Source organism: Streptomyces sp. NPDC059455 (genome assembly GCF_042750115.1).
Classification (GTDB): Bacteria; Actinomycetota; Actinomycetes; order Streptomycetales; family Streptomycetaceae; genus Streptomyces; species Streptomyces endocoffeicus.
The window spans coordinates 25308-48590 of record NZ_JBHYVB010000075.1 but is presented as its reverse complement, the minus strand read 5'-3'; the positions used below and the strand labels follow the sequence as shown (position 1 = coordinate 48590).

Genomic DNA, 23283 nt, shown 5'->3' with positions numbered 1-23283 from the left:
CGCCCGCGCGGGCCGCGGCGGGGCCCGCCCCCCCCCGCCCCCCCCCCCCGCCGGGGGGGCCCCCCGGGGGCCCGCGGGGGGCGGGGGGCCGGGGGGGCACGCACCGCGGCCGCTGCCGCGCGACGCGGCCGGAAGCGGCCAGCCGGATACGGCGCTCAGGGAGCCGTGACGACCGCGCCGCCACCCGCCCCGGCCGTGATCCTGCCGGGGCACAGCCCCCGTGCCGCGAGTCCGCTGAGGATCTGCGGCACGGCGGCGACTGTGGTCTGGTAACCGCCGTCGTGCATGAGGATGATGCTGCCCGCCCGCATGGTGGCGGCGGCCTGGACGATCTGCTGAGTGCCGGCCCCGTTCCAGTCCTGGGAGTCCACGCTCCACAGCACCTCGGTCAGCCCGAGACGGGCCTCATCGGCCCTGACCTGCGCGTTGGTCTCCCCGTAGGGCGGCCGGAACAGGGTGGGTGTCTGTCCGGTGATGCGCCGGACGGTGTTCTGGGCGCCCGCGATCTCGTTGTACGCCGCCGGTTCGCCGATCTGGGTGAGATGGGGGTGCGAGGTGGTGTGATTGGCGATCCACATACCCGCCGCCTGCTCGGCCCTGAGCAGGTCCGGATACTGGTCGGCGTGCTGCCCCCAGATGAAGAAGGTGGCCTTCGCGCCACCCGCCCGTAGCGCGTTGAGCAGCGCCTGGGTCGACCCCGGATTCGGCCCGTCGTCGTACGTCAGACCCACGTATCCATTGGGGCAACTGGCCCAGGCCCGCTCGGTGTGCGCCGCGCCGTGCGTGGCCGCGGGCGACGGGGCGGCGGAGAACCCCGCCAGGGCGGCCGTGGCCGCGGCGACGAGTGCGAACCGCCGCGCTTTCCCGGTGCTTCTTGTGCCTACGCGTCTCGCCGCGGCCTTTCCGCGTCCGGTCATGGTCCCTCCTGAAGTGCGGGCGTGGTCCCCTGCCGGTCGGCTAGGAGGCGGTGCACGAGCCGATGGTGGGGGCCGACCAGTCCCCGTTCGCCATGACCGTGAAGCCGAAGCTGGTGGCCGCTCCGGCACCCAGGTCGCCGTTGCCGTTGGGCCTCATCGTCATGACCTTGCCGCTGCTGTCCCAGCTGGGGCTGCCGTTCCAGGTAGTGGAGACGCTCTGCGCGGAACGTACGGTCACCGTCACCGTCCAGTCGCTGATGGCGGAGGATCCGGCCGTCACCGTCACCGTGCCGTTGAAACGGTCGCCCCACCGCTGGGTCTCGGAGTACGACGCGGTGCACGACTTGCCGCCACCGCCGCCGCCTCCGCCACCACCGCTGGTGCCGCCCAGCGCGGTGAGCACCGCGGTGTAAGCGGGCTTCTTGGCGTAGTTGTTGTCGAACAGCAGCGGGGTGCCGCTGGCGCGCCATGAGTACTTGTCGGTGACACCCCATACGGTGATGCCGGTGCAGCGGGACACGGCCAGACACGCCTGGGTGACACGGCGGTAGCTGTCGGCCTGGGCCGTGCCGGAGCCCTCGATGTCCAGCTCGGTGATCTGCACATCGACGCCGAGGTCGGCGAAGCGCTGGAGGTTCTGCTGGTAGTCACCGGGGACCGGGGACTGGCTGTTGAAGTGCGACTGGAAGCCGACGCAGTCGATCGGCACACCGCGCGCCTTGAAGTCCTTCACCATGTTGTAGACGGCGTTGCTCTTCGCGTTCTGGCCGTCGGTGTTGTAGTCGTTGTAGCAGAGCTTGGCGCCGGGGTCGGCCGCACGCGCGGTGCGGAACGCCTCCTCGATGAAGCCGTCGCCGAGCTTGTCCTGGAACGGCGAACTGCGCCGCGCACCGCTGTTGCCGTCCTGGAAGGCCTCGTTGACCACGTCCCAGGCGTAGATCTTGCCCTGGTAGTGCTGCATCACCTTGGTGATGTGGTTGTTCATCGCCGAGCGCAGCTCGTTGGCGCTCAAACCGCCCACCCAGCCGGGGAGTTGGGAGTGCCAGACCAGGGTGTGGCCGCGGATCTTCATGCCCTTGCCCTGGGCGTGGCCGACGATCTGGTCGGCGCTGCCGAAGTTGAACGAGTTCCGGGAGCTTTCGACGGCGTCCCACTTCATCTCGTTCTCGGGTGTGACGGCGTTGAACTCGGTGTCCAGCGTGCTGGCGTACGGGGATTCGCCGAGGTGGTTGGCGGCCACGGCGGCGCCGAAGTAGCGGCCCTTGGCCGCCGCCGCGCCGCCGAGGGTGCTCGCGGCGCTGGCGGGACCGGACAGGGCCAGGACACCGGCCGCGGTGAGGAGGCCGACGACGCCGAGGCTGAACGTCCTTCGGACGCGTAACCGAGGACGGCGATCTCCGCGCTCCTGACGGGCCTGACGGGAATCGATGACCATTGCTGTCCCTTCTTCGGGGTGCGGGTGGCAGTGGTGTGCCGATGGGCAACGATCGATGCGGAGTATGCTGCGGGGCTGACGTGACGTCAACGCTTCTTCCGGAATGATTCCGGTAGAAACTCCCGCCGGTGCTGATGGCGCTTCGGCTCTGATCTGCGGCTCTTCACTGTGTGCGCGTGGTCATCGACAGTGCAAAGGATCTCGCCCCACCAGTATCCGAAAAGTTTTCGGTGTCGCGATGACGTGTTATCGGTCGTGCTGCCCGCCTCCGTCAGCGACTGCAGTCAGGTGACGGATACCGCGCGTGACCCATCCCGACGAGGATTCTGCCGCGAATCGGCGTCTCACGAACAAGGCGAATATCCATGCAGCAGATAACCCTGGGCGACGTCACCGTCACACGCGTCGAGGAATACTTCGGATCCGTCGACCTGACGCCCCGGACCTTCTTCCCGGAAAGCCCAGAGGAGGTCTGGGAGGACAACGCCTCCTGGCTGGTCCCGGACTTCTACGACCCCGGCACCGATAATGTGCGGTCCGCGATTCAGACCTGGGTCCTGCGCAGTGAGGGCAAGACCATTCTCATCGACACCGGAGTGGGCAACCACAAGCATCGGCCCTACGCACCGGTGTGGAGCTATCTGAACACCGACTTCCTGGGGAATCTCGCCAGGGCCGGGGTCCGGCCGGAGGACGTCGACATCGTGGTCAACACCCATCTGCACGTCGACCACGTGGGCTGGAACACCCGTCTAGACGGTCGGCAGTGGGTGCCGACCTTCCCGAACGCCACGTATCTCATCCCGGAGCGCGACTTCGAGTTCTGGAATCCGGAGAATGAGCACAAGCCGCTGCTCGGCAGGGGCAATCAGAACGTCTTCGAGGATTCCGTCGCCCCCATCCGGGAAGCGGGCAAGGCGCTGCTGTGGGACGGCGGCCTCGATATCGACGCCAATCTGCGTCTGGAGCTCGCCCCCGGACACACACCCGGCTCCTCCGTGCTCGCTCTCGATTCCCGAGGCGATCGCGCGCTGTTCGTGGGAGACCTGCTGCACAGCCCGGTGCAGATCGCGGATCCCGACACCAACAGCTGCTTCTGCGAGGACCCGGCCGAATCCCGCGCCACCCGCCGCCGGGTGCTCGGCCGGGCGGCCGATCGACACGCCCTGGTCTTCCCCGCCCACCTGGGCGGCCACGGCGCCGCCGAGGTGCGGCGCGAGGGCGGCACGTTCGCCGTCAAGGAATGGGCCGCCTTCGCCCGCCTGTGACCGGCGGCCGGAGCGATACCGAGGAAGAGACACACCACGCATGACGAACCACACCACCGCCCCCGTCGTCGTGACCTCCCACGGCGCCGTCCGCGGCCGCCAGGAGGAGCACGCCACCGTCTTCCGGCACGTCCCCTACGCCGCCCCGCCACGCGGCGCCGCCCGGTTCGCCCCGCCGACGCCGCATCCGCCGTGGGACGGTGTCCGGGATGCCACCGCCGCGGGCCCCACGGCACCGCAGCCGAGGCGCGACGCGTTCGGCCACCTCGACATGTCCCCGTACTTCGGACAGGGCTGGGTCCCGGGCGAGGACTACCTCGCGGTGAACGTCTGGACGCCCGACACCACGCGCGAGGACCTGCCCGTGATGGTGTTCGTGCACGGCGGCGGATTCGTGGCCGGGTCCACCCGGTCCGAGCTCTACGACGGCACCGCCTTCGCCCGGGACGGCGTCGTCCTGGTCACCCTCAACTACCGGCTCGGGATACCCGGCTTTCTGCACCTCCCCGACGCCCCCGACAACCGCGGCCTGCTGGATGTGATCGCCGCGCTGCGCTGGGTCGGGGAGAACATCGCGGCCTTCGGGGGCGACCCGTCCCGGGTGACGCTCTTCGGCCAGTCGGCGGGTGCCACCATCGTGGGCGCGATGGTGGCAGACCCACGGGCCGAGGGGCTCTTCCAGCGGGCGATCATCCAGAGCGGCAGCGGCCTGGGGGCGTTCAGCCGCGCCCAGGCGAGCCGGGTCACCCAGGCCCTCGCCCGCGTCCTGGGGACAGCCGCGACCGCGGAGGCGCTGGCGTCGGTCCCCGACGAGCGCTTCGTCGAGGCCATGCCCCACCTCGCCGGGATCGATCTCACGGTCGACGGGCGCTTCGACCCGCTGATCGGCCTGAGCACGTTCAGTCTCGTCCTGGACCAGCAACCGGCCGAGGCGGTGGCCGCCGGACGTGGCGCGGGCGTCGATCTGCTGCTCGGCACGACCGCCGAGGAGGGCAACCTCTATCTGGCCCCGTCGGGCCACCTCACGTCGTCGACCGAGGAGGACGTCCACGCCACGGCGGTACGCTCCCATCCCGCCCCCGAGAAGCTGGTGGAGGTCTACCGCCGCGAGCGGCCCGGGGCGTCCCCGGGCGAGCTGCGGGCCGCCATCATGACGGACGCCCTGTTCGGCGCGGGCACCCGGCGGCTCGCGACCGCCCACGCCCAGCACCCCTCGTCGCGTACCCACGTCTACGAGTTCGCCTGGCGGTCGCGGGCGCTGGACGGTCGGCTCGGCGCCTCGCACGTCATGGAGCTGCCGTTCGTGTTCGACCGCACCGAGCCGGCGCGGCTGCACGGTCCCGAGGCGATCCTCGGCCCGGCCGAGCCGCCCGCCGACCTCGCCTCCCGGGTCCACGCCACCTGGATCCGGTTCGCGAGGACGGGTGATCCCGGCTGGCCGCCGTACGACAGCGTGCGCAGGACGACCATGCGCATCGCCGAGACATGGACACAGGTGGCGGACCCCCGCGCCCAGATACGCCTGGCCTGGGAATAGCGCCGCCACGGGCGCTCCGTCGCGGGCGACCCGCACCCATCCGCACCACCCGCGACCCGCACCCGGCCCCGTCACGCGCGACCCGCACCCAAGCGCATCACGGACGACCCGCACCCCATCCGCTCTTCGCGGCGGATGGGGTGCCGCGCGTGGTGCGGTGTGTTTTTTTGGGCCCTGGCAAGGGCTTGACCGGAGACGAAGTGGCTCCTACATTCCTCACACCCTCGAGGTAGATCGATTAACCACTCGTTAACCGCCTGGTTGGAGACCCCCGCAGTGCACTCACCGCTGACACGGCGCGGCTTCCTCGCCGCCGGTTCCGGCCTCGCCGCCGCGACCGTCCTGCCTGGCCTTTCCGCCTGCTCCGCGCTCACCGGCGCGGACTCCGATCCCGATACGCTCGTCGTGCACAGCCAGCTGGGCACCACCGCCCCGGGATCGCCCACCTACCTCGCGGCCCTCGACCGGTTCCGCAAGGAGAACCCGGGACTCAAGGTCAAGAACCTCATCAACGGCGACGACCTCGCGCAGGTCTATGAGACCTCGCGGCTGGCCCGCAAGGAGCCGGACGTCGTCATGGTCAACCTCTACGACAAGACGCTGGCGTGGACGGACGTCGGCGCCACGGTCGACGTCAAGGGTTACCTGGACGACTGGGGGCTGCGTCAGCGGGTGCTCCCTCGGGCGCTCGCCGAGTGGACCGACGCCAAGGGCAGGGTGCGGGCCTTCCCCTACTTCGCCACCAACTGGCCGATCGCCTACAACCGGGCCCTGCTGGCCCGGGCGGGCGTCGACGCGATACCCACCACGGGCGATGAACTGATCGCCGCGGCCCGCAAGCTGCGCGCCAAGAAAATCGCGCCCGTGACCGTCGGCGGCAACGACTGGACCGGGCAGAAGCTGCTCGCCCAGATCATCCAGACCTTCCTCACCGAGGACGAGGCCCGGCACGCCTACTCCACGGGGGACTTCGGCAGCAGGGGAGCCCGGGAGGGCATCGAGTACTTCGTGACACTGCGCGACGCGGGTGTCTTCGCCGACAAGGCCCAGGGCCTCATCTCGGACACGATGATGACGCAGTTCAACACGCAGGCCGCGGCGATCGAGTCGGCGATGTCCTCGGCGCTGGCCAAGGTGCCGCCGAAGGTGGCCCGGCACACCGAGGTCGGCGGGTGGCCGCTGGCCGACGGCGCCGCCCACGACAAGCCCACCATCCTGCGCACCTACACGCTGATCGGGTTCTGGATCAGCCCGAACGGCACCAAGAAGATCGACACCGTCGAGAAGTTCCTGCGCTTCATGTACCGGCCCGACACCGTCGCCCGGTTCATCAAGGAGAGCGGCCGCGACATGGCGCTGCGCTCCGACACCGTCAGCACCGATTTCCCGCTGGTCGCCGCGGCCCAGCGGCTTGGCTCCACGGTGAGCCAGGCGCTGCTGCCCGATATGTATGTCCCGCCCGCCGCCGCCCAGCCGCTGATCACCGCGACCAGCACCTCCTTCACCCGCGGCACCAGCGCCGCGAAGGTCCGCGCCGCGCTCGAGACCGCGTACCGCTCCGCGTGAACCGCCCGCCCGTTCGCTCATATCCCGAGCCCGACTCCACGGGAGCCACCTCATGACGACGCTGACGTCACCCCCGGGCGGGGCCGCGATCCGCCACCCCGCACCGCCCGCCACCAGAGGCCGTACCGGCACACCCCGGCAGGGCGGCACGATCCTCGCCATCCCGGCGCTGGTCTGGTACGCGGTCTTCATGATCGGCCCGGTGATCGCCATCTTCGTGATCGCCGCCCTGCACTGGCCGGGCATGCTCCAGCCGGTGTCGTTCGCCGGGCTCGGCAACGTCCGTACGGTCCTGGACGACCCCGTCTTCTGGGACGCGGTGCGCAACACCGCCGTCCAGCTGGCGGTGGCACTGCCGATCATGATCGTGTGCGCCTACATGCTGGGCTACTACGTGGCCCAGAAGCCGCCCGGACACCGGGTGATCCGCTATCTGCTGTTCATCCCCGGCCTGATCTCCACCCCCGCCAAGGCCATGGTGTTCTACGCGGCGCTGTCCCCGGACGGGCTGGCCAACGGCGCGCTCCAGTCGGTGGGGCTCGGTTCGCTCACCGACGCCTGGCTCGCCTCGCCGTCGACGGCCCTGGCCTGTCTCATCGCCCTGGACGTGTGGAGCGGGATCGGCTTCACCGCCGTCCTGTTCGCCGCCCGGCTCGACGGTGTCCCCGACGACCTCGGCGAGGCGGCGCAGCTGGACGGGGCCGGGCACTGGCGGACCATGTGGCGCATCCACTTCCCCGTGATCCGCGACTACGTCGGCGTCGTCATCATGCTGCAGTTCCTGTGGACCCTCTTCGGTTCGGCGCAGCACGTGCTGCTGCTCACCCAGGGCGGCCCCGGCAGTTCGTCCACGACGCTGTCGTTCCTCGTCTACCAGAAGGCGTTCATCGCGGCCGACCTGGGCTACAGCCAGACCGTCGGCGTCATCCTCTTCCTGGCCGGACTCGTCGGGCTGCTCGCCATCCGCCGCGCGTTCCGCCAGAACTACTGATCGTAAGGCGGCTCACCATGAAACTCGGCAAACGCTGGCTGCCCGCACACATCCTGGTGTGGACCTACGCGGTACTGCTGATCGTGCCGCTCTACTACTTCCTCGCCTCCGCGTTCAAAAGCAACGAGGAGATCTTCGCCCATCCCTTCGCACTGCCCGAGTCGTTCGGCTTCGGCAACTTCCGCACCGCCTACGACAGCGCCGACCTGGGCACGGCCGTCGTCAACTCCGCCCTGGTGACGGTCCTCGCCCTGGCGCTGACCCTGCTGCTGGCGCTGCCCGCGGCGTTCGCGCTCGCCCGCTCGACGGGACGGCTCGCCTCGGCGATGGAGAAGATCTTCTCGCTGGGCTTCCTGATCCCCACGTTCGCGGCGCTCTTCCCCACCTTCCTGCTCGCCGCCGCCACCGGGCTGTTCCACACCCGGCTGTTCATGGTCTTCTTCCTGCCCGCGACGGCGATGCCACTGTCGGTGGTGATCCTGGTGCAGTTCATGCGGACCATCCCCAGGGAGATGGAGGAGGCCGCCCGGATGGACGGGGCGTCCACTTACGCGGTGCTGCGCCACATCTACATACCGATGTGCCTGCCCGGCATCGCCACCGTGCTCCTGCTGAACTTCCTCACCTTCTGGAACGAGTACCTGTATTCGCTGATCATCATCGGCCCCGACCCCGAGCAGCGCACCGTGCAGGTGGCCCTGCCCACCCTCAAGGCCATCACCGGCACCGACTACGGTGTCCTCACCGCCGGAACCGTCCTGACCCTGATCCCCGTATGGGTCGTCTACACGGTGCTCCAGAAGCGTATGCAGCAGGCGCTCATCAACGGGGCGGTCAAGGCGTGAGCACGACCGCCGCGAAACCCGGACGGCGCCCCACCATCAAACAGGTGGCGGCCGCCGCCGGGGTGTCCACCGCGGCCGTGTCCCAGGCGTTCAACGACAAGGGGCGGCTGTCGGAGGCCACCCGGCAGCGCATCCTGGACACCGCGATGGAGCTCGGCTGGTCGCCGAGCGCGTCCGCCGCCGCCCTGCGCAGCGCCCGCACCCGCACCCTCGCCCTCGTGGTCCGGCGCCCCACCGATGTGCTCGGCGCGGACCCGCACTTCAGCGAGCTGATCACCGGTATCGAGGGCGAACTGGCGCCCCGCGGCTACGGTCTGCTGCTGCACCTGGTGGCCGGGGCCCAGGAGGAGAACGCCCTCTACAAACGGCTCGCGGCCGAGGGCCGCGTCGACGGCGCCGTCCTGACCGACGCCCGCGCCGACGATCCGCGCCCCGCCCTGCTGGCCCGCCTCGGCCTGCCCGCCGTGCTGCTCGGTCCCCCCGACCGGGCCGCCACCGTGCCACGCGTCGGCCTCGGCCACCAGGCCGCCGCCGTCGAGGAGGTCGTCCGCCATCTGCTCGGGCTCGGACACCGGCGGATCGCCTATGTGGCGGGCCCGGCCGACCTGAAGCACACCCGGCTGCGCGGCGGTGTCTTCGAGACCGCCCTCCGGCAGGCGGGCCTGCGGCCCTACGCGGTCCTGCACACCGATTTCACCGAGGTGTCCGCCGTCGCCGCCACCCAGGCCCTGCTGGACGCCGCCGACCGCGCCACCGCGATCGTCTACGCCAACGACTCCATGGCGATGTGCGGCATCGGCGCCGCCCAGCGCGCCGGGCTGCGCGTCCCCGACGATCTGTCGGTCGTCGGCTACGACAACCTGACGCTCGGCCGCTGGCTGCACCCCCGGCTGACCACGGTCGACCAGCAGGTGCGGCGGGTCGGCGCGGCCGCCGCCCGGCTGCTCCTCGCCCGCTGCGGCGAGGACGTCGAGGAGGCGGCGCTCGACGACCGGCCGCGGCTGGTCGTCCGCGAGTCCACCGGACCCGCCCCTGGCTGACGCCCTCCCGCCGACGCGCGAAACCCCGGCCCCGTGCCGGACCACCCCCCACCCCGTACCACCGACATCCGAGAAGGACCATGCGACGCCACAGCGCCCAGCTCACCCACCACCCCGCCGTCCTGCCCTGGCTCGGCGCCAACTTCTGGTCCCGCACCGGCGGGCCCCTGATGTGGCGCGACTACGACCCGAAGACGGTCCGCGCGGAGCTGCGGGTGCTGCGCGAGCACGGCCTGACGATGACCCGGTCGTTCTTCTACTGGCCCGACTTCCATCCGGAGCCCCACCGCGTCGACGAGACGCTGTGCGCACACTTCCGCGACTTCCTCGACGCCCACACCGAGACGGGCATGGGCACGGTGCCCACCTTCATCGTCGGCCATATGTCGGGCGAGAACTGGGACCCCGCCTGGCGCGGCGGCCGCGACCTCTACGAGGACGTGTGGATGGTCGGCCGCCAGGCCTGGTTCGTGTCCCAGATGACCCGCCGCTTCAAGGACCACCCGGCGGTCACCGGCTGGCTCATCACCAATGAGATGCCCGGCTACGGCCGCGTCTACCAGGTGGATCCGCCCTCCTCCGAGGTGGTGACCGCCTGGGCGCAGGCCATGTGCAACGCCGTACGGGCGGCCGGCGGCACCCAGCCCGTCTCCCTCGGCGACGGCGCGTGGGGCATCGAGGTCACCGGCCGCGACAACGGCTTCTCGCTGCGCGAGACCGCCGAGTACGTGGACTTCGTGGGCCCGCACGTCTACCGCTCGGACACCGACCGGCCACGTCAGCACCTGCGCGCCGCCTTCGAATGCGAACTGGCGTCGGTCACCGGACAGCCCGTCGTCCTGGAGGAGTTCGGGCTCTCCACGGACACCGTGTCCGATCGCAACGCGGCGGTCTACTACCGGCAGACCTTGCACAACTCGCTGCTCGGCGGGGCCACGGGCTGGATCGCCTGGAACAACACCGACTACGACGACCTGTGGGACCGCTCGCCGTACGACCACCACCCCTTCGAGATGCACTTCGGCATCACCGACCACACCGGCGCTCCCAAGGCCCCGCTGCTCGAACTCGCCGCGTTCGCCGAGGTGTTGAAGGCCGTGGACTTCGCACACTGCCGACGCGCCGACGCGGACGCGGCGCTGGTCGTGCCCGCCTTCCTGGAGCGCGGCTACCCCTACAGCAGGCCCGCCGACCGGCCGCTGATCTTCACATCGCTGCACCAGGGCTATGTGGCCGCGCGCGCCGCCGACCTGCCGGTGGGCTTCACCCGGGAAGCCGACGGGCTGCCCGGCGACGCGGCCCTGTATCTGCTCCCCGCCACCCGCCAGCTCACCACGCGCACCCGGCGTGAGCTCGAACGCCGCGCCCACGAGGGCGCCACCGTCTACCTCTCGTTCTGCTCCGGCGAGCACCCCGGGACCCGCGGCCCGTGGTTCGACGACCTGGACGGGCTGTTCGGCGTCGAACTGCAGCTCTCCTACGGCGTGGCCGAGCCCATCGAGGACGACGTCCTGGAGATGACGTTCACCGAGGACTTCGGCGGGCTGGCGGCCGGGACCTCGCTGCGCTTCCCGGTCGCGGGCAACGAGGACAGCCGGGCGTATCTGCCGGTGGTTCCGCGTGACGCCCGGGTGGTGGCCGTCGACGCCCACGGGCGGCCCGCCCTGCTGGTGCGCGACACCGGGCGCGGCCGCACCGTCCTGGCCACCTACCCCCTGGAGCACATGGCCGCGCGCACCGCCCGCGCCAACCCCGAGGAGACCCACCGGCTGTACGCGGCGCTCGCCGACGTGGCCGGGGTCCACCGCCCGGTGACGGTCGACAGCCCCCACGTCGGCGCGGACCTCCTCGTCCACGACGACGGGCGCCGCTTCGTATGGCTGGTCAGCCAGAGCGCCGAGGAGGTCACCGTCCGCCCCGCCGCCGAGGGAACGCTGCACGACCTGGTGTCCGGCGCGGCGACGGCGGATGTGACACTCGGCCCGTACGGTGTGCGCGTCCTGGAGCTGACATGACCGGCCGGCTCTACCGCGACCCCACCGCGCCCGTGGCGGAGCGGGTCCGCGATCTGCTGGGGCGCATGACGCTCACCGAGAAGGTCGGTCAGGTCAACCAGCGGATGTACGGCTGGCACGCCTATGAGCGCACCGACAGCGGCCACCGGCTCACCGACGCCTTCCGCGCCGAGGTCGCCGCGTACGGCGGGATGGGAGCCCTGTACGGGCTCCAGCGGGCCGACGCCTGGTCCGGCGTCGGCTTCGCCGACGGCATCACCGCGGCGGACGGGGCGCGGGTCGCCGACTCCGTACAGCGGCACGTCGTGGAGAACACCCGGCTGGGCATACCCGTGCTGTTCGCGGAGGAGGTTCCGCACGGCCACCAGGCACTGGACGGCACCGTGCTGCCGGTCAACCTCGCCGTGGGCGCCACCTGGGACCCCGCGCTCTACGAGGCCGCGGCGGCCGCGGTCGGCGCGGAAATGCGGGCACGCGGTGGCCACGTCGCGCTGGTCTCCGCTCTCGACCTGGTGCGCGACCCGCGCTGGGGCCGCGCGGAGGAGTGCTTCGGCGAGGACCCGTATCTGGCGGCCCGGCTCACCGAGGCGCTGGTGCGGGGGATGCGCACGGCCGACGTGGCCGTGGTGCTCAAGCACTTCGCCGGGCAGGGGGCCACCGTCGGCGGACGCAACAGCGCGGCCACCGAACTGGGCGCCCGCGAACTGCACGAGATCCATCTGGCGGCGGCCCGAGCGGGGATACGCGCCGGTGCGGCCGGGGTGATGGCGGCCTACAACGAATTCGACGGCCTGCCCTGCGTCGCCAGCCGGCCGCTGCTGACCGAACTCCTCCGGGAGCGGCTGGAGTTCGACGGCGTCGTCATGGCGGACGGCGGTGCCATCGACCGCCTGGTCCGGCTCACGGGCGACCCGGTGGCAGCGGGCGCCCTGGCCCTCAACGCCGGATGCGACCTCAGCCTCTGGGACGCCTGCTTTCCACGGCTGGCCGAGGCGGTGGCCCAGGGGCTCGTCGCGGAGCGGACCCTGGACACCGCCGTGGCCCGGGTGCTGGCGCTGAAGTTCCGCCTGGGCCTCTTCGAGCAGTCCTTCTCGCATGCTGAAGCGCCTGGCGAACAGCGCTCCGACGCCGGCGAGCTGAGAGCCTGTGTCATATCCCCGGCCGGACGTGCGACGCCTGGCACGCTCCCCCAGCTACCGCTGGGAGGTGCCCCCTCTCGCGGCGTTGCCGAAACGCCCATGTGGCTCCGCCACGAGGGCGCTCCGGCGCCTTGCGATCGCACGCTCCCCCAGCTACCGCTGGGAGGTGCCCCCCTGACGCCGCACGCTGATCCGGCCGGGGATATGACACAGGCTCTGAGCGAACGCGTAGCCCGCGCGTCCATCACACTGCTCGCCCACGACGGGGGAGTCCTGCCGCTGACGCCCTCGACCCGCCGGATCGCCGTCCTCGGCCCGAACGCCGACTCCATCGCCCAGCAGATCGGCGACTACACCGCGCCACAGCGCCCCGGCTCCCGCCACGTCACGGTCCTGGACGGCATCCGGTCGGCCGCCCCGCCGGACACCGAGGTCACCTACGCGCCCGGGTGCGAGCTGGTCGGCGGCGACCTCTCCGGTGTCCCCGAGGCGGTCGCGCTGGCGGCAGCGGCGGACATCGCGGTGCTCGTCCTGGGCGGGTCCAGCGCCCGGTCCGGTGACACCACCTTCGACAGCAATGGCGCGGCCGTCGTGAGCTCCGCCAACCCCGCCGGTATGACCTGCGGCGAGGGTGTCGACCTGGCCGAACTACGCCTGCCGGACGGGCAGTTGGCGCTCCAGGACGCGGTGGCGGCCACGGGTGTTCCGGTCGTCGTGGTTCTCGTCCAGGGCCGTCCGCACGCCCTGCCCGACCTCTCCGGCACGGCCGCGGCGGTGCTGAGCGCCTGGTACCCGGGTCCGTGGGGTGGACGGGCCGTCGCCGACGTACTGTTCGGCGCGGCCGAGCCCGAGGGGCGGCTGCCGGTGTCCATCCCCAGGTCGGCCGCGCAGCTGCCGGTGTTCTACAACGCCAAGGACCACCGGTACCGCGGCTATGTGGACCAGCCCGCCACCGCCCGCTACGCCTTCGGCCACGGACTGTCGTACACCACGGTCGGCTACGCGCCGCCACGGCTCTCGCGCGCCCGTGTGACACCGGACGACCCGACGCTCATCTGCCGGGTCACCGTGCGCAACACGGGTGAGCGGCCGGTGCGCGAGACGGTCCAGCTCTATGTGCGCCGGCTGTCGGGCGGCCACTCGTGGCCCCGCATACGCGAGCTCCGCGGCTTCGCCCGCCTCGATCTGCGGCCGGGGGACGAGGCCGACGCCGTGTTCGCGATCGACGCCGACACCCTCGCCTCCGTCACCCGGGACCTGGGTCTCGCCGTCGAACCCGGAGAACTCCTGCTGGAGACCGGGCCCTCGTCCGGCGAAACGCAGGGGGTACGGCTGGTGATCGAGCCGCCTGGCTGATCGCACGCTGTCTGGACGGTTATGTGAGGGACCGTCAGTATGGTGGCCGGGCGCGCCGGGTCCGGCGGAGCCGCGTTCGGGCACCATCGCTCACCCACGGGAAGGCCGCATGCCGACCAGGAGAACACTCAGGTACCTGACGGGAATCGCGTCGATCCTCGCGCTGCTGGCCACGGCGCCGGGACCGGTCGCCACCGCCCAGCAGCCCGCCACGCGGGAAGCCCGCGCCGCCGCCCCGGCCACCTCCGTCACCGCTCCCGCGGTCGACAGCTGGCAGCCGCCGCTGTCGACCCGCGGCCGGTACATCGTGGACGCCAAGGGTGACCGCTTCCGGCTCAAGTCGGCCAACTGGGATGGCGCTCAAGGGTCGTGGACGGGGAGCGGCAGTGTCGAGGACCCCGCCAACCACCACTCCGGGCAGAACTCCTCCGGCATCCCCCTCGGCCTGGACCGGGTCCCCTTGCCGACGCTGCTCGCCGACTTCCATCGGCTCGGCATCAACAGTGTCCGGCTGCCGTTCTCCAACGAGGTGATCCACGCCACGGCGACCGTCCCGGACAGCGCCGTGGCCGCCAACACCCAACTGCGCGGAAAGACACCCCTGCAGATCTTCGACGCCGTGGTGTCCGCTCTCAGCCGGGACGGCTTCGCCGTCATCCTCAACAACCACACCAACACCACCCGGTGGTGCTGCGGCATCGACGGCAACGAGCGGTGGAACAGCGGCCAGTCCACCGAGCGGTGGATCGACGACTGGGTCTTCATGGCCCGCCGTTACGCCGACGTGCCACGCGTAGTGGGCGCCGACCTCTACAACGAGGTGCGCCGCGATGTCCTGGACGACCCCAACTGGGGTCTCGGCGACGAGCACGACTGGTACACCGCCGCGCAGCGCGCCGCCGACCGCATCCTCACCGAGGCCGACCCCGACCTCCTCATCGTGATCGAGGGCATCAACTGGACCGGGATACCGGTGGACGGGCTGCCCCATGAGCGCCCCACCCTGGCCCCCGTACGCACCCTCTCGCACACCCTCGTCAACACCCACAAGCTGGTGTACTCGGCCCACTTCTACGGATACACCGGCCCCCGCCACAGCGGCGCCACCGGCATCGGCGAGACACACGACCCCCGGTACCAGGACCTCAGCCGCGATGAGCTGTACCGAGTCCTCACCGACCAGGCGTTCTTCGTCGCCGAGGACAGCGGGCGGCACTACACGGCACCCGTGTGGATCAGCGAGTTCGGCATCGGATCGGCCGAGACGGGCACCGCCCCGCGCGCCTGGTTCACCAACATCACCGACTACTTCGCCGACCGTGACGCCGACTTCGCCTACTGGCCACTCGTGGGATGGGAAGGCCACGACGACTGGTCGCTGCTGCGCTACGACGCCACGGGCCGCAGATACGGAATCCTCGACCAGGGCGACTGGCGCGGTACGGCGTGGCAGCGGCTGATGACCGCGCCCGAACACACCGGTCCCGTCGACCGCGTCCCGTCCTGGCGCATGCTCGTCACCGACCACGGCGACCATGTGCAGTCGCTGATCGAGCGGGGCCGGGGCGACTGGGATCCGGGCGCCTACAAGGCCGCCTGCCCCGATGGGCTGCGGCTGATCGGCCTCAGCCACACCGCCGGGCGCGGGCTGTGCACCGACACCGGCGCCGACGACCCGCGCGCCCCCGGCACCGCCCATACGGTCGTCACGGATGAACGGTACGTGCCCGCCGGTGGCGACTGGGCCTCCGGCTACACCAAGTTCCAGTGCCCCTCGGACCAGTTCCTCATCGGCTACAGCCGCCGCGGCAGCCGGGTGTCCGCCGCGCTGTGCGCCCCGGCCCGGACCCCGTTGGGCGCCACGGGACGTACGGTCTGGTTCGACCGCTCCGACAACCGGCCCGCGGACGCCGCCGGTGGCGACTTCGCCCGCGGCGCCTACAAGGGCCAGTGCGCGGACGGCGAGTACGCCGCCGGTATCGCCTTCACCACGCGGGTGGGCAGCTCCGGCAGCCCGGACGCGCTGCTGTGCCGCCGCCTGTCCTGAGCCGTCCTCCGTCCTGTGCCGCCGCCTGTCCTGACCTGTTGTCCGTCCTGAGCCGTCGCCTGCCCCTGAGCTGCCAGTCGGTCCGCCACCCTTGCCCGAATCTGACGGATCGTCATATCGTAAAGCGGTGCGCGCAGCCGTTGTCGCACGACACCCGCTCAACCGGATCAGGAGTTACGGGGTGGAGCCGCACACCACACCCGGGGCCGCGCCGAAAGTACATGCCCGCGCGGTGACCCGCACCTTCGGGCACGGAGCCCGGCAGGTGCACGCCCTCGGACCACTCGATATGGACATTCGACACGGGGAGTTCTGCTGCATCGTCGGCCCGTCCGGATGCGGCAAGTCCACGTTCCTGCGCATCGTCGCCGGACTCGTCCGCCCCAGCGGTGGCGAGGTCGAGATTCGCGCGCGTCGCCGGCACCCGGCCGCGATGATCCCGCAGGACTACGGCATCTACGACTGGAAGACCGTGCTGGCCAACGTCCGCTTCGGACTCGATGTGCGGCGGGTGCCACGCAAGGCCGCCGACGCGCGGGCCAGGGACTGGCTGGCCCGGCTCGGCCTCTCCGACTTCGCCGACGCCTACCCGGCCACCCTGTCGGGCGGGATGCGGCAGCGGGTGGCGATCGCCCGCGCGCTCGCGGTGGAGCCGGAGGTGCTGCTCCTGGACGAACCGTTCGCCGCGCTCGACGCCCAGTTGCGCACCATCCTCCAGGACGAGCTGCTCGCGGTGTGCCAGGCGACCCGCACCACCGCACTGTTCGTCACCCACAGCCTGGAGGAGGCGATCGTGCTCGGGGACCGGGTGGTCGTGATGTCGGCCAGACCCGGCAGGGTGATCGCCGAACGGCACCCGCCGTTCGAACGCCCGCGCACCGGGGCGCTGCGCCACGCCCCGCAGTTCGCCGCGTTGCGGTCCGAGCTGTGGGAACTCCTGCGCGACGAGGTCCAGCGGGGCGGGGCCGGTGCCACCGCTCCGGCGGACCCGGTGGGGAAGCCCTCATGACGAGCGAGAACACGGCAGCCTCGGCCCGGACCGCGGGGCCCGGTGAACACCCCGGTGAAGGTGAACAGGGCGGCGGGTCCGCCGAGACGACGCTGCTGGTGCGGCGCCCCGGACCGGGGGAGCGCGATCCGGTCCGTGCCCACCGGCGCCGCCGCGCCATCGAGCTCTCCCTCGCCCTCGCCGTGCCCGCCGCGCTGATCCTGCTGTGGCAGCTCGCCGCGGATCAGCGCTGGATCGACTCGCGTATCTACCCCGCGCCGTCCACGATCGCGGCGGACGGCTGGCAGCGCGCCGCCGACGGCAAGCTGTGGCCGGACGTATGGGCCACGCTCAAGCGGGTGATCGCCGGTTACGCGCTCGGCACCGCCGCGGGCTATCTCTTCGGGCTGCTGATGGGCGCGCTGCGGATGGTCCGCGCGGCGCTGGAACCGTTGCTCGACGCCCTGTACGTCGTGCCCAAGCTCGCGCTGCTCCCCGTGTTCCTCAATATGTTCGGCCTTGGCGAGGGACCCCAGATCGCGCTCGTCGCGACCACCGTCTTCTTCTTCGTGTGGATCTCCACGATGGCCGCCGTGATGGGCGTCGCCGAGGGCCACCGGGAGGCCGGACAGGTATTCGGCGCCGGTCCCTGGCAGATGTTCCGCCATGTCCTGCTGCCCGCCTCGCTGCCGCAGGTCCTCGTCGGCATGCGGGTCGCGGCCGGAGTGGCGGTCCTGGTCATCGTCGCCTCCGAGCAGATCGCCGCGAACGACGGCCTCGGCCACCTGATCTTCGACTCGCGGACGCTGTTCCAGAACGACGTGATGTTCGTCGGCATCGTCTGCGTGGCCGTGCTCGGCGTGGTCTTCTCCGAACTCGTCCGGTTCATCGGCCGTCGGCTCACCCCCTGGGCGCCGCGGGACCGCGGCCGGCCCCAGTCCTGACCCCCACCTCGGCTCCGACCCCCGGCCCCCGGAAGGCGGCACCCATGGCACGGACACCCTCCCTCGCCCGCGCCCTGCTCACGGGCGTGACCCTGTTGGGAGTCCTCGGCTCCCTCGCCGCCTGCGACGCACAGACCTCGGACTCGGCGGGCCCGGACACGCGGGGCAAGCCCCGCCCGATCACCCCCGTCGCGGGTTGCGCCAAGGGCTGGACCGACCCCTCCGACATGTCCGCCACCCGCGGGCCCGCCCGGTGCGTACCCGGCGCGCCCGCGCCGAAGCCGCTGAAGAAGAAGACGAAGGTCGTCGTCTCCGCCTCCACGCTGACCGCCGAGTATCTGGCGCCCCTGCGGATCGGCGTGGCGAAGGGCGAATTCAGCAAGGAGAAGCTCGACGTCGAAGTGAAGCTGCTGCCCACCCCGGACGCGCTTCCGCTGCTCGCCAAGGGCGATATCGACGTCCAGTACGCGGCGCCGGAGGCCGCCGTGCTCAACGGCATCCGGCAGGGGTTCGACATTCGCTGGGTCGCCGGCAACTTCACGCCCGCGCCCGGCTCCAGGAGCGGATTCTGGGCCAGGCTGCGGCCGGGGGAGACGGCGGGCGGGGTCAGCCTGAAGGACCGTACGGTCGGCACCCTCATCGGCAAGGGCTCGGTCATCACGTACCCGATGGAGAAGGTGCTCTCCGCACACAAGGCCGATGTGGACAGCGTCCGCTTCCAGCAGCTCGGCCCGGCCGAGGTCCTCGCCTCGCTGAAGAACGGCGGAGTGGACGCGGCCTGGCTGCTCGACCCGGTGTGGCGCCAGGTGGACGGCGACGCGGGCTACGCCTTCCTCGGCGGTCAGCCGCGGGGCGAACCGCTCGGCGGGCTGCTGTTCGGACCCGATCTGCTGACCGGGGACCCGGACGCGGGGGTGGCGTTCCTGCGCGCCTACATCCGCACCGTCAACACCTACTTCGCCGGGGACTACAAGAAGGACAAGGCATTCCTCGACGACCTCGGCGACGCGCTCAAGACCGAGCAGGACACCCTGGCCGCCGTGCCGTCGCTGCGCATGGACTGGGAGATTCGCGCGGGCACCGTGGACCGCCTGCAGAAGGCGTACGCCACCGCCGGGGTGGTCGAGGGCGACCCCCTGCCCGAGGACAAGGTCGTGGACCGATCGTTCTACGCGGAGGCGGTCGGCCACAAGCCCTGACGCGCGCCATCCGCTGGACCACGGAGAACGGCCACGCTGTTCAGCCCGCCGAACGGCCGCTAGTGTGGCCTGCGCCGTAGCGGGCCGACTCTCGCTCCGTGCCGCGCGTCACATGCCGTGTGGCTTCCCCCCACACGGACCCCGCGGCCCGGCCGGAATGGCCCAGCTGTCGCACTAAGGACATCGAAATGCACTTGCCTGCCTCCGCGCCGTCCGAGCTGGAGTCCCTGGCGGTCGAGCCGCTGATGACACGGGACTTCGAGACCCGGCCCGCCGCGGTCTACGCCCGCCTGCGGGCCCGGTACGGGCCGGTGGCACCCGTCGATCTGCACGGGGTGCCGGTCTGGCTGGTGCTCGGCTACCGCGAGGTGTGGGAGGTGCTGCGCGACGAGAGCGCATGGAAGAAGGACGTCCAGCACTGGCGGTGGCTGCGCGAGGGCCGGGTGCCGGCCGACTGGCCGCATCTGCCCGGCTACCAGGTCAGCCATCTGCTGGTCCAGGACGACCAGCGGCACAAGGCGACACGCGCCGCCGTGGAGGAGGCACTCGCCCCCTTCCAGGACACCGAAGCGCCCCAGTCCTGGGAGCTGGCGAACGCCGTCTCCCGCCACGCCGACGAGCTGATCACCTTCTTCGCGGACGGCAGCGACAGCGGATGGGTGGACCTGGGCGCGCAGTTCGCGCGGGCGCTGCCGCTGATGGCCGTCAACCGGCTGTTCGGCTTCCCGGTCGACCAGGGCGACGACGTGTTCATGGACTCCTGGCGCATGGTGGACGGCGGCCCGGACGCCGCCGCGGCCGTGGGCCGGCTGGTGGCCGCGACGACCGAACTCGCGGCGTACAAGAGGCAGAACCCCGGTGACGACCTGACCACCCGGCTGCTCGCCATCGAGCCCCCGCTGACGGTGGAGCAGATCGGCCTGGAGCTCTACGCGATCATCGTCATCATGTCGGAGCTGGTCAGCCACGCCATCACCAACAGCGTGCTGGAGGTGCTGGCCGGGGAGGCCGGGACGCGGGCCGGACTGATGGCGGGGCCGGTCGAGGAGCTGGTCAACCGCGTGCACATCGCCTCGCCGCCGTGGGTCAACCTCACCTTCCGCTTCCCCGCGGTCGACACCGACCTGGGGGACTTCCGGCTCGCCGCGGGCGATGTGGTGGTGCCCTCGATCGCCGCCGCGCACGGCGACCCGATGTTCGCCACGCCCGGCAGCCAGGACGCGTCGGTGAGTTCGCGCGCCCATCTGGCGTGGGGCGCGGGGGCGCACCAGTGCCCGGGCCGGGGGCTGGCCGACATGGTCGTCACCACGGCGGTGGGCAAGCTGTTCGAACGGTGTGACTTCGAACTGGGGCTGCCCGTCGACCAGTTGCCGTGGCGCTCGTCCACGCACGTACGCGGCCTGAAGTCCTTCCCGGTCCGGTACCGGATGCGGACCCGGCAGGCCCCGATGCCCCCGGCCGCCGGAGCCGCGGCGCCCGCCCCGCCACCGGAGCCCACGGCGCCCGCCCCCACCGAGCCGGAACGGCCCCGCTCCGCGCTCTGGCGCTTCCTCGCGAGCCTGCGCCGAGGATAGGGGGCCCGGCGAGTCTTGACGCCTGCGGCGAGCTGCTCCCCTCCCCGCCCCTTCCCGAAACCGAGACTCCGCCCCAGCCCCCGAAACAGGGGCTCCACCCCTGGACCCCGGACCCGGGGATGTGCTCCGGAGCCCGGATTGGGGGCCGCCCCCAGGGCTCGGGCCCGGGGTTGTGTTCCAGGGCTCGAAGGTGGGGCTTCGTCCCTGGATCTCGGACCCGGGGCTCTGCCCCCAGGGCTCGGGCCCGGGGTTGTGCTCCGGGGCCCGGATTGGGGTTCCGCCTCCAGGGCTTGGACTGGGGCTGTGCTCTAGGGCTCGAAGGTGGGGCTTCGTCCCTGGATCTCGGACCCGGGGCTCCGCCCTCAGGGCCCGGACCTCGGGGCTGCGCCCCAGACCCCGGATCGGGGCTCCGCCCTCAGGGCCCGGACTGGGGCTGTGCTCCAGACCCCGAAGCTGGGGCTTCGCCCCTGGACCCCGGACCCGGGGGCTGCGCTCCAGAGCCCGGACCTGGGGCTGTGCTCCGGGGCCCGGACTGGGGTTCCGCCCCCAGGGCCCGGACCCGGGGCTGCGCCCCAGACCTCGGACCCGGGGCTGCGCCCCAGGCCCCGGACCCGGGGCTGGGCCCCAGGCCCCGGGGTCCAGGGGCGAAGCCCTTGGTAGCGGGAAGGGGCGGGGAGGGGATAGAACCGCCGGACACCCGTCGGCGTCCGCGCCCGAAGCTCGGCGTGTAACGCCCTTGCGCCGGGCTGCCAGCCTGTAGTGCGCTGACCCTCATGAGGAGCATGAGGGTCATGAGGAAGCCGAGCCTTGCCATGCTGGTCGCCGCCCTGGTGGTGGGCTCCCTCTGCGCGGGCGCACCGCAACCGCGGGCCGAGGCCGCCGATGCCGGCGACGGCATTCCGTCGCCAGTATCGGCGGCCGCTTCCCCCGCCGAACTCGGCGTCGATCTCGACACGGTGACGATCCCGGAACTCCAGGCGCGGATGGCGAACGGTTCGCTGACCTCTTCGGTCCTGACCACCACCTATCTGCGGCGGATCAGGGCCATCGACCCCACGATCCACGCGGTGCTGCGCACCGACCCCACCGCCCTGCGGCAGGCGGCCGCCAGCGACGGCAGGCATCGGCGCGGCCACACCCTTGGCCCGCTCGACGGCATCCCCGTCCTCCTCAAGGACAATGTGAACACCCGCGACCTGCCCACGACCGCCGGGTCGCTGGCGCTGGCCGGAAGCCCGCCGGACACGGACGCCGCCCTGGTGACACGGCTGCGCCACGCGGGGGCGGTGATCCTCGGCAAGACCAACCTGTCCGAGTGGGCCAACTTCCGTGCCGCGAAGCCGACTTCGGGGTGGTCCGCCGTCGGCGGGCAGACCAACAACCCCTACGTGCTGGACCGCAATCCCTGCGGCTCGTCCGCCGGTTCGGGCGCCGCGCTCGCCGCGTCGCTGGCGCAGGTGGCGATCGGCACCGAGACCGACGGCTCCATCGTGTGCCCGGCCGGGATGAACGGGGTGGTCGGCCACAAGCCCAGCCTCGGTTTCGTCAGCCAGTCCGGCGTGGTCCCGATCTCCGCCGAGCAGGACACCGCGGGGCCGATGGCGCGCAATGTGATCGACACCGCGCTCACCTTCTCGGTGCTCAGCGGCACCGCACTTCCCGGCGATCCCGCCGCCCTCCCGAAGACGCCCGGTCTGCGCGGCAAGCGCATCGGCCTGTGGCGGCTGCCCTCGCTCGGGCCCGAGGTGGACGCCGTGATGACCCGTACCGCGCAGCGACTGCGCACGGCGGGAGCCGAGGTCGTCGAGGTGACACCGCCGTACCAGGACCGGCTGGCCGAGCTGGAATTCCCGGCGCTGCTGAGCGAGTTCCACCGGGACGTCGATGCCTACCTCGCCACCCGCAAGGGGCCGCGCGACCTCGCCGAGCTGATCGAATTCAACCGCGCACACCCTGCGGAGCAGACCTGCTTCGCAGGCCAGGAGCTGTTCGAGCGGGCGCTTGCCGCACCTCCCACCACCGATCCCGAATACCGGGCGGTGCGCGCCGAGTTGAAGGATCTCTCGCGGCGTTCCCTCGACGAGACCATGGCCACCCATCACCTGGACGCCATCGCCTCGCCGACGAACCCGCCCGCCTGGACCACCGACTGCGCGCGCGGCGACAACGATGTGATCCCGTCCTCGACCCCCGCGGCCGTGGCCGGATACCCGTCCCTGTCGGTGCCCGCCGGGTTCGTGGACGAGCTTCCCGTGGGCGTGCTCCTGATGGCCGGTGACCACGAGGACACCGAGCTGTTGTCGCTGGGCGCCGCGGTGGAGCGCCGGCTGCACGCCTGGCGAGCGCCGCGCTACCTGCCGTCAGCGGGAGCCGGCGCCTCCCGGTGAGCGGCCCATCGGAACGTCTGCCGCAAAAGCCACGG

At 71.7% G+C, this 23283-nt stretch carries 16 protein-coding genes; 14 read left to right on the top strand and 2 right to left on the bottom strand.

The features are described 5' to 3' along the window. Positions 1-155: 155 nt before the first annotated feature. The gene (locus tag ACFXB5_RS25355; RefSeq protein ID WP_385211772.1) at positions 156-917 is read right to left on the bottom strand and encodes a polysaccharide deacetylase family protein; all 762 of its coding nucleotides are present in this window, start codon (positions 915-917) and stop codon (positions 156-158) included. 40 nt (positions 918-957) lie between these two features. After that, positions 958-2352, bottom strand: a complete 1395-nt coding sequence (locus tag ACFXB5_RS25350; RefSeq protein WP_385211770.1) for an endo-1,4-beta-xylanase — start codon at positions 2350-2352, stop codon at positions 958-960. Positions 2353-2717: 365 nt separating this feature from the next. Here ACFXB5_RS25350 and ACFXB5_RS25345 point away from each other — a divergent pair, with 365 nt between their 5' ends. The 14 genes from ACFXB5_RS25345 to ACFXB5_RS25280 all read left to right on the top strand — a co-directional run bounded on the left by ACFXB5_RS25345 (position 2718) and on the right by ACFXB5_RS25280 (position 23248). Continuing rightward, positions 2718-3620, top strand: a complete 903-nt coding sequence (locus tag ACFXB5_RS25345; protein ID WP_385211768.1) for an MBL fold metallo-hydrolase — start codon at positions 2718-2720, stop codon at positions 3618-3620. Between the two features lie 40 nt (positions 3621-3660). Further along, positions 3661-5157: a carboxylesterase/lipase family protein gene (locus ACFXB5_RS25340; protein ID WP_385211766.1), complete on the top strand. Its 1497-nt coding sequence runs from the start codon at positions 3661-3663 to the stop codon at positions 5155-5157. A gap of 276 nt (positions 5158-5433) precedes the next feature. Beyond that, on the top strand, positions 5434-6723 hold the full coding sequence (locus tag ACFXB5_RS25335) for an ABC transporter substrate-binding protein (protein WP_385211764.1): 1290 nt from the start codon (positions 5434-5436) through the stop codon (positions 6721-6723). A 52-nt stretch (positions 6724-6775) separates the two neighbouring features. Next, the gene (locus ACFXB5_RS25330) at positions 6776-7714 is read left to right on the top strand and encodes a carbohydrate ABC transporter permease (RefSeq protein ID WP_385211762.1); all 939 of its coding nucleotides are present in this window, start codon (positions 6776-6778) and stop codon (positions 7712-7714) included. A gap of 17 nt (positions 7715-7731) precedes the next feature. Continuing rightward, positions 7732-8559, top strand: a complete 828-nt coding sequence (locus ACFXB5_RS25325) for a carbohydrate ABC transporter permease (protein ID WP_385211760.1) — start codon at positions 7732-7734, stop codon at positions 8557-8559. Further along, entirely contained in the window at positions 8556-9599 is a 1044-nt protein-coding gene (locus tag ACFXB5_RS25320; RefSeq protein WP_385211759.1) for a LacI family DNA-binding transcriptional regulator, read from the top strand. The genes ACFXB5_RS25325 and ACFXB5_RS25320 overlap by 4 nt, the downstream gene beginning before the upstream one ends. 80 nt (positions 9600-9679) lie before the next feature. Beyond that, positions 9680-11614 (top strand): cellulase family glycosylhydrolase, encoded by a 1935-nt coding sequence (locus tag ACFXB5_RS25315; protein ID WP_385211757.1) that lies wholly within the window; start codon positions 9680-9682, stop codon positions 11612-11614. After that, positions 11611-14109: a glycoside hydrolase family 3 N-terminal domain-containing protein gene (locus tag ACFXB5_RS25310; RefSeq protein ID WP_385211755.1), complete on the top strand. Its 2499-nt coding sequence runs from the start codon at positions 11611-11613 to the stop codon at positions 14107-14109. The genes ACFXB5_RS25315 and ACFXB5_RS25310 overlap by 4 nt, the downstream gene beginning before the upstream one ends. A 109-nt stretch (positions 14110-14218) precedes the next feature. Continuing rightward, positions 14219-16156: a glycoside hydrolase family 5 protein gene (locus ACFXB5_RS25305; RefSeq protein ID WP_385211753.1), complete on the top strand. Its 1938-nt coding sequence runs from the start codon at positions 14219-14221 to the stop codon at positions 16154-16156. 181 nt (positions 16157-16337) lie between these two features. Continuing rightward, positions 16338-17165, top strand: a complete 828-nt coding sequence (locus tag ACFXB5_RS25300) for an ABC transporter ATP-binding protein (protein ID WP_385211776.1) — start codon at positions 16338-16340, stop codon at positions 17163-17165. Then, entirely contained in the window at positions 17162-18088 is a 927-nt protein-coding gene (locus ACFXB5_RS25295) for an ABC transporter permease (protein WP_385211752.1), read from the top strand. The genes ACFXB5_RS25300 and ACFXB5_RS25295 overlap by 4 nt, the downstream gene beginning before the upstream one ends. A 44-nt stretch (positions 18089-18132) precedes the next feature. Then, positions 18133-19287, top strand: coding sequence for an ABC transporter substrate-binding protein (locus ACFXB5_RS25290; RefSeq protein ID WP_385211750.1), 1155 nt, complete (start codon positions 18133-18135; stop codon positions 19285-19287). Between the two features lie 188 nt (positions 19288-19475). Then, positions 19476-20861 (top strand): cytochrome P450, encoded by a 1386-nt coding sequence (locus ACFXB5_RS25285; protein ID WP_385211748.1) that lies wholly within the window; start codon positions 19476-19478, stop codon positions 20859-20861. A gap of 791 nt (positions 20862-21652) precedes the next feature. Further along, positions 21653-23248, top strand: a complete 1596-nt coding sequence (locus ACFXB5_RS25280) for an amidase family protein (protein ID WP_385211746.1) — start codon at positions 21653-21655, stop codon at positions 23246-23248. The last annotated feature ends 35 nt before the right edge of the window (positions 23249-23283 follow it).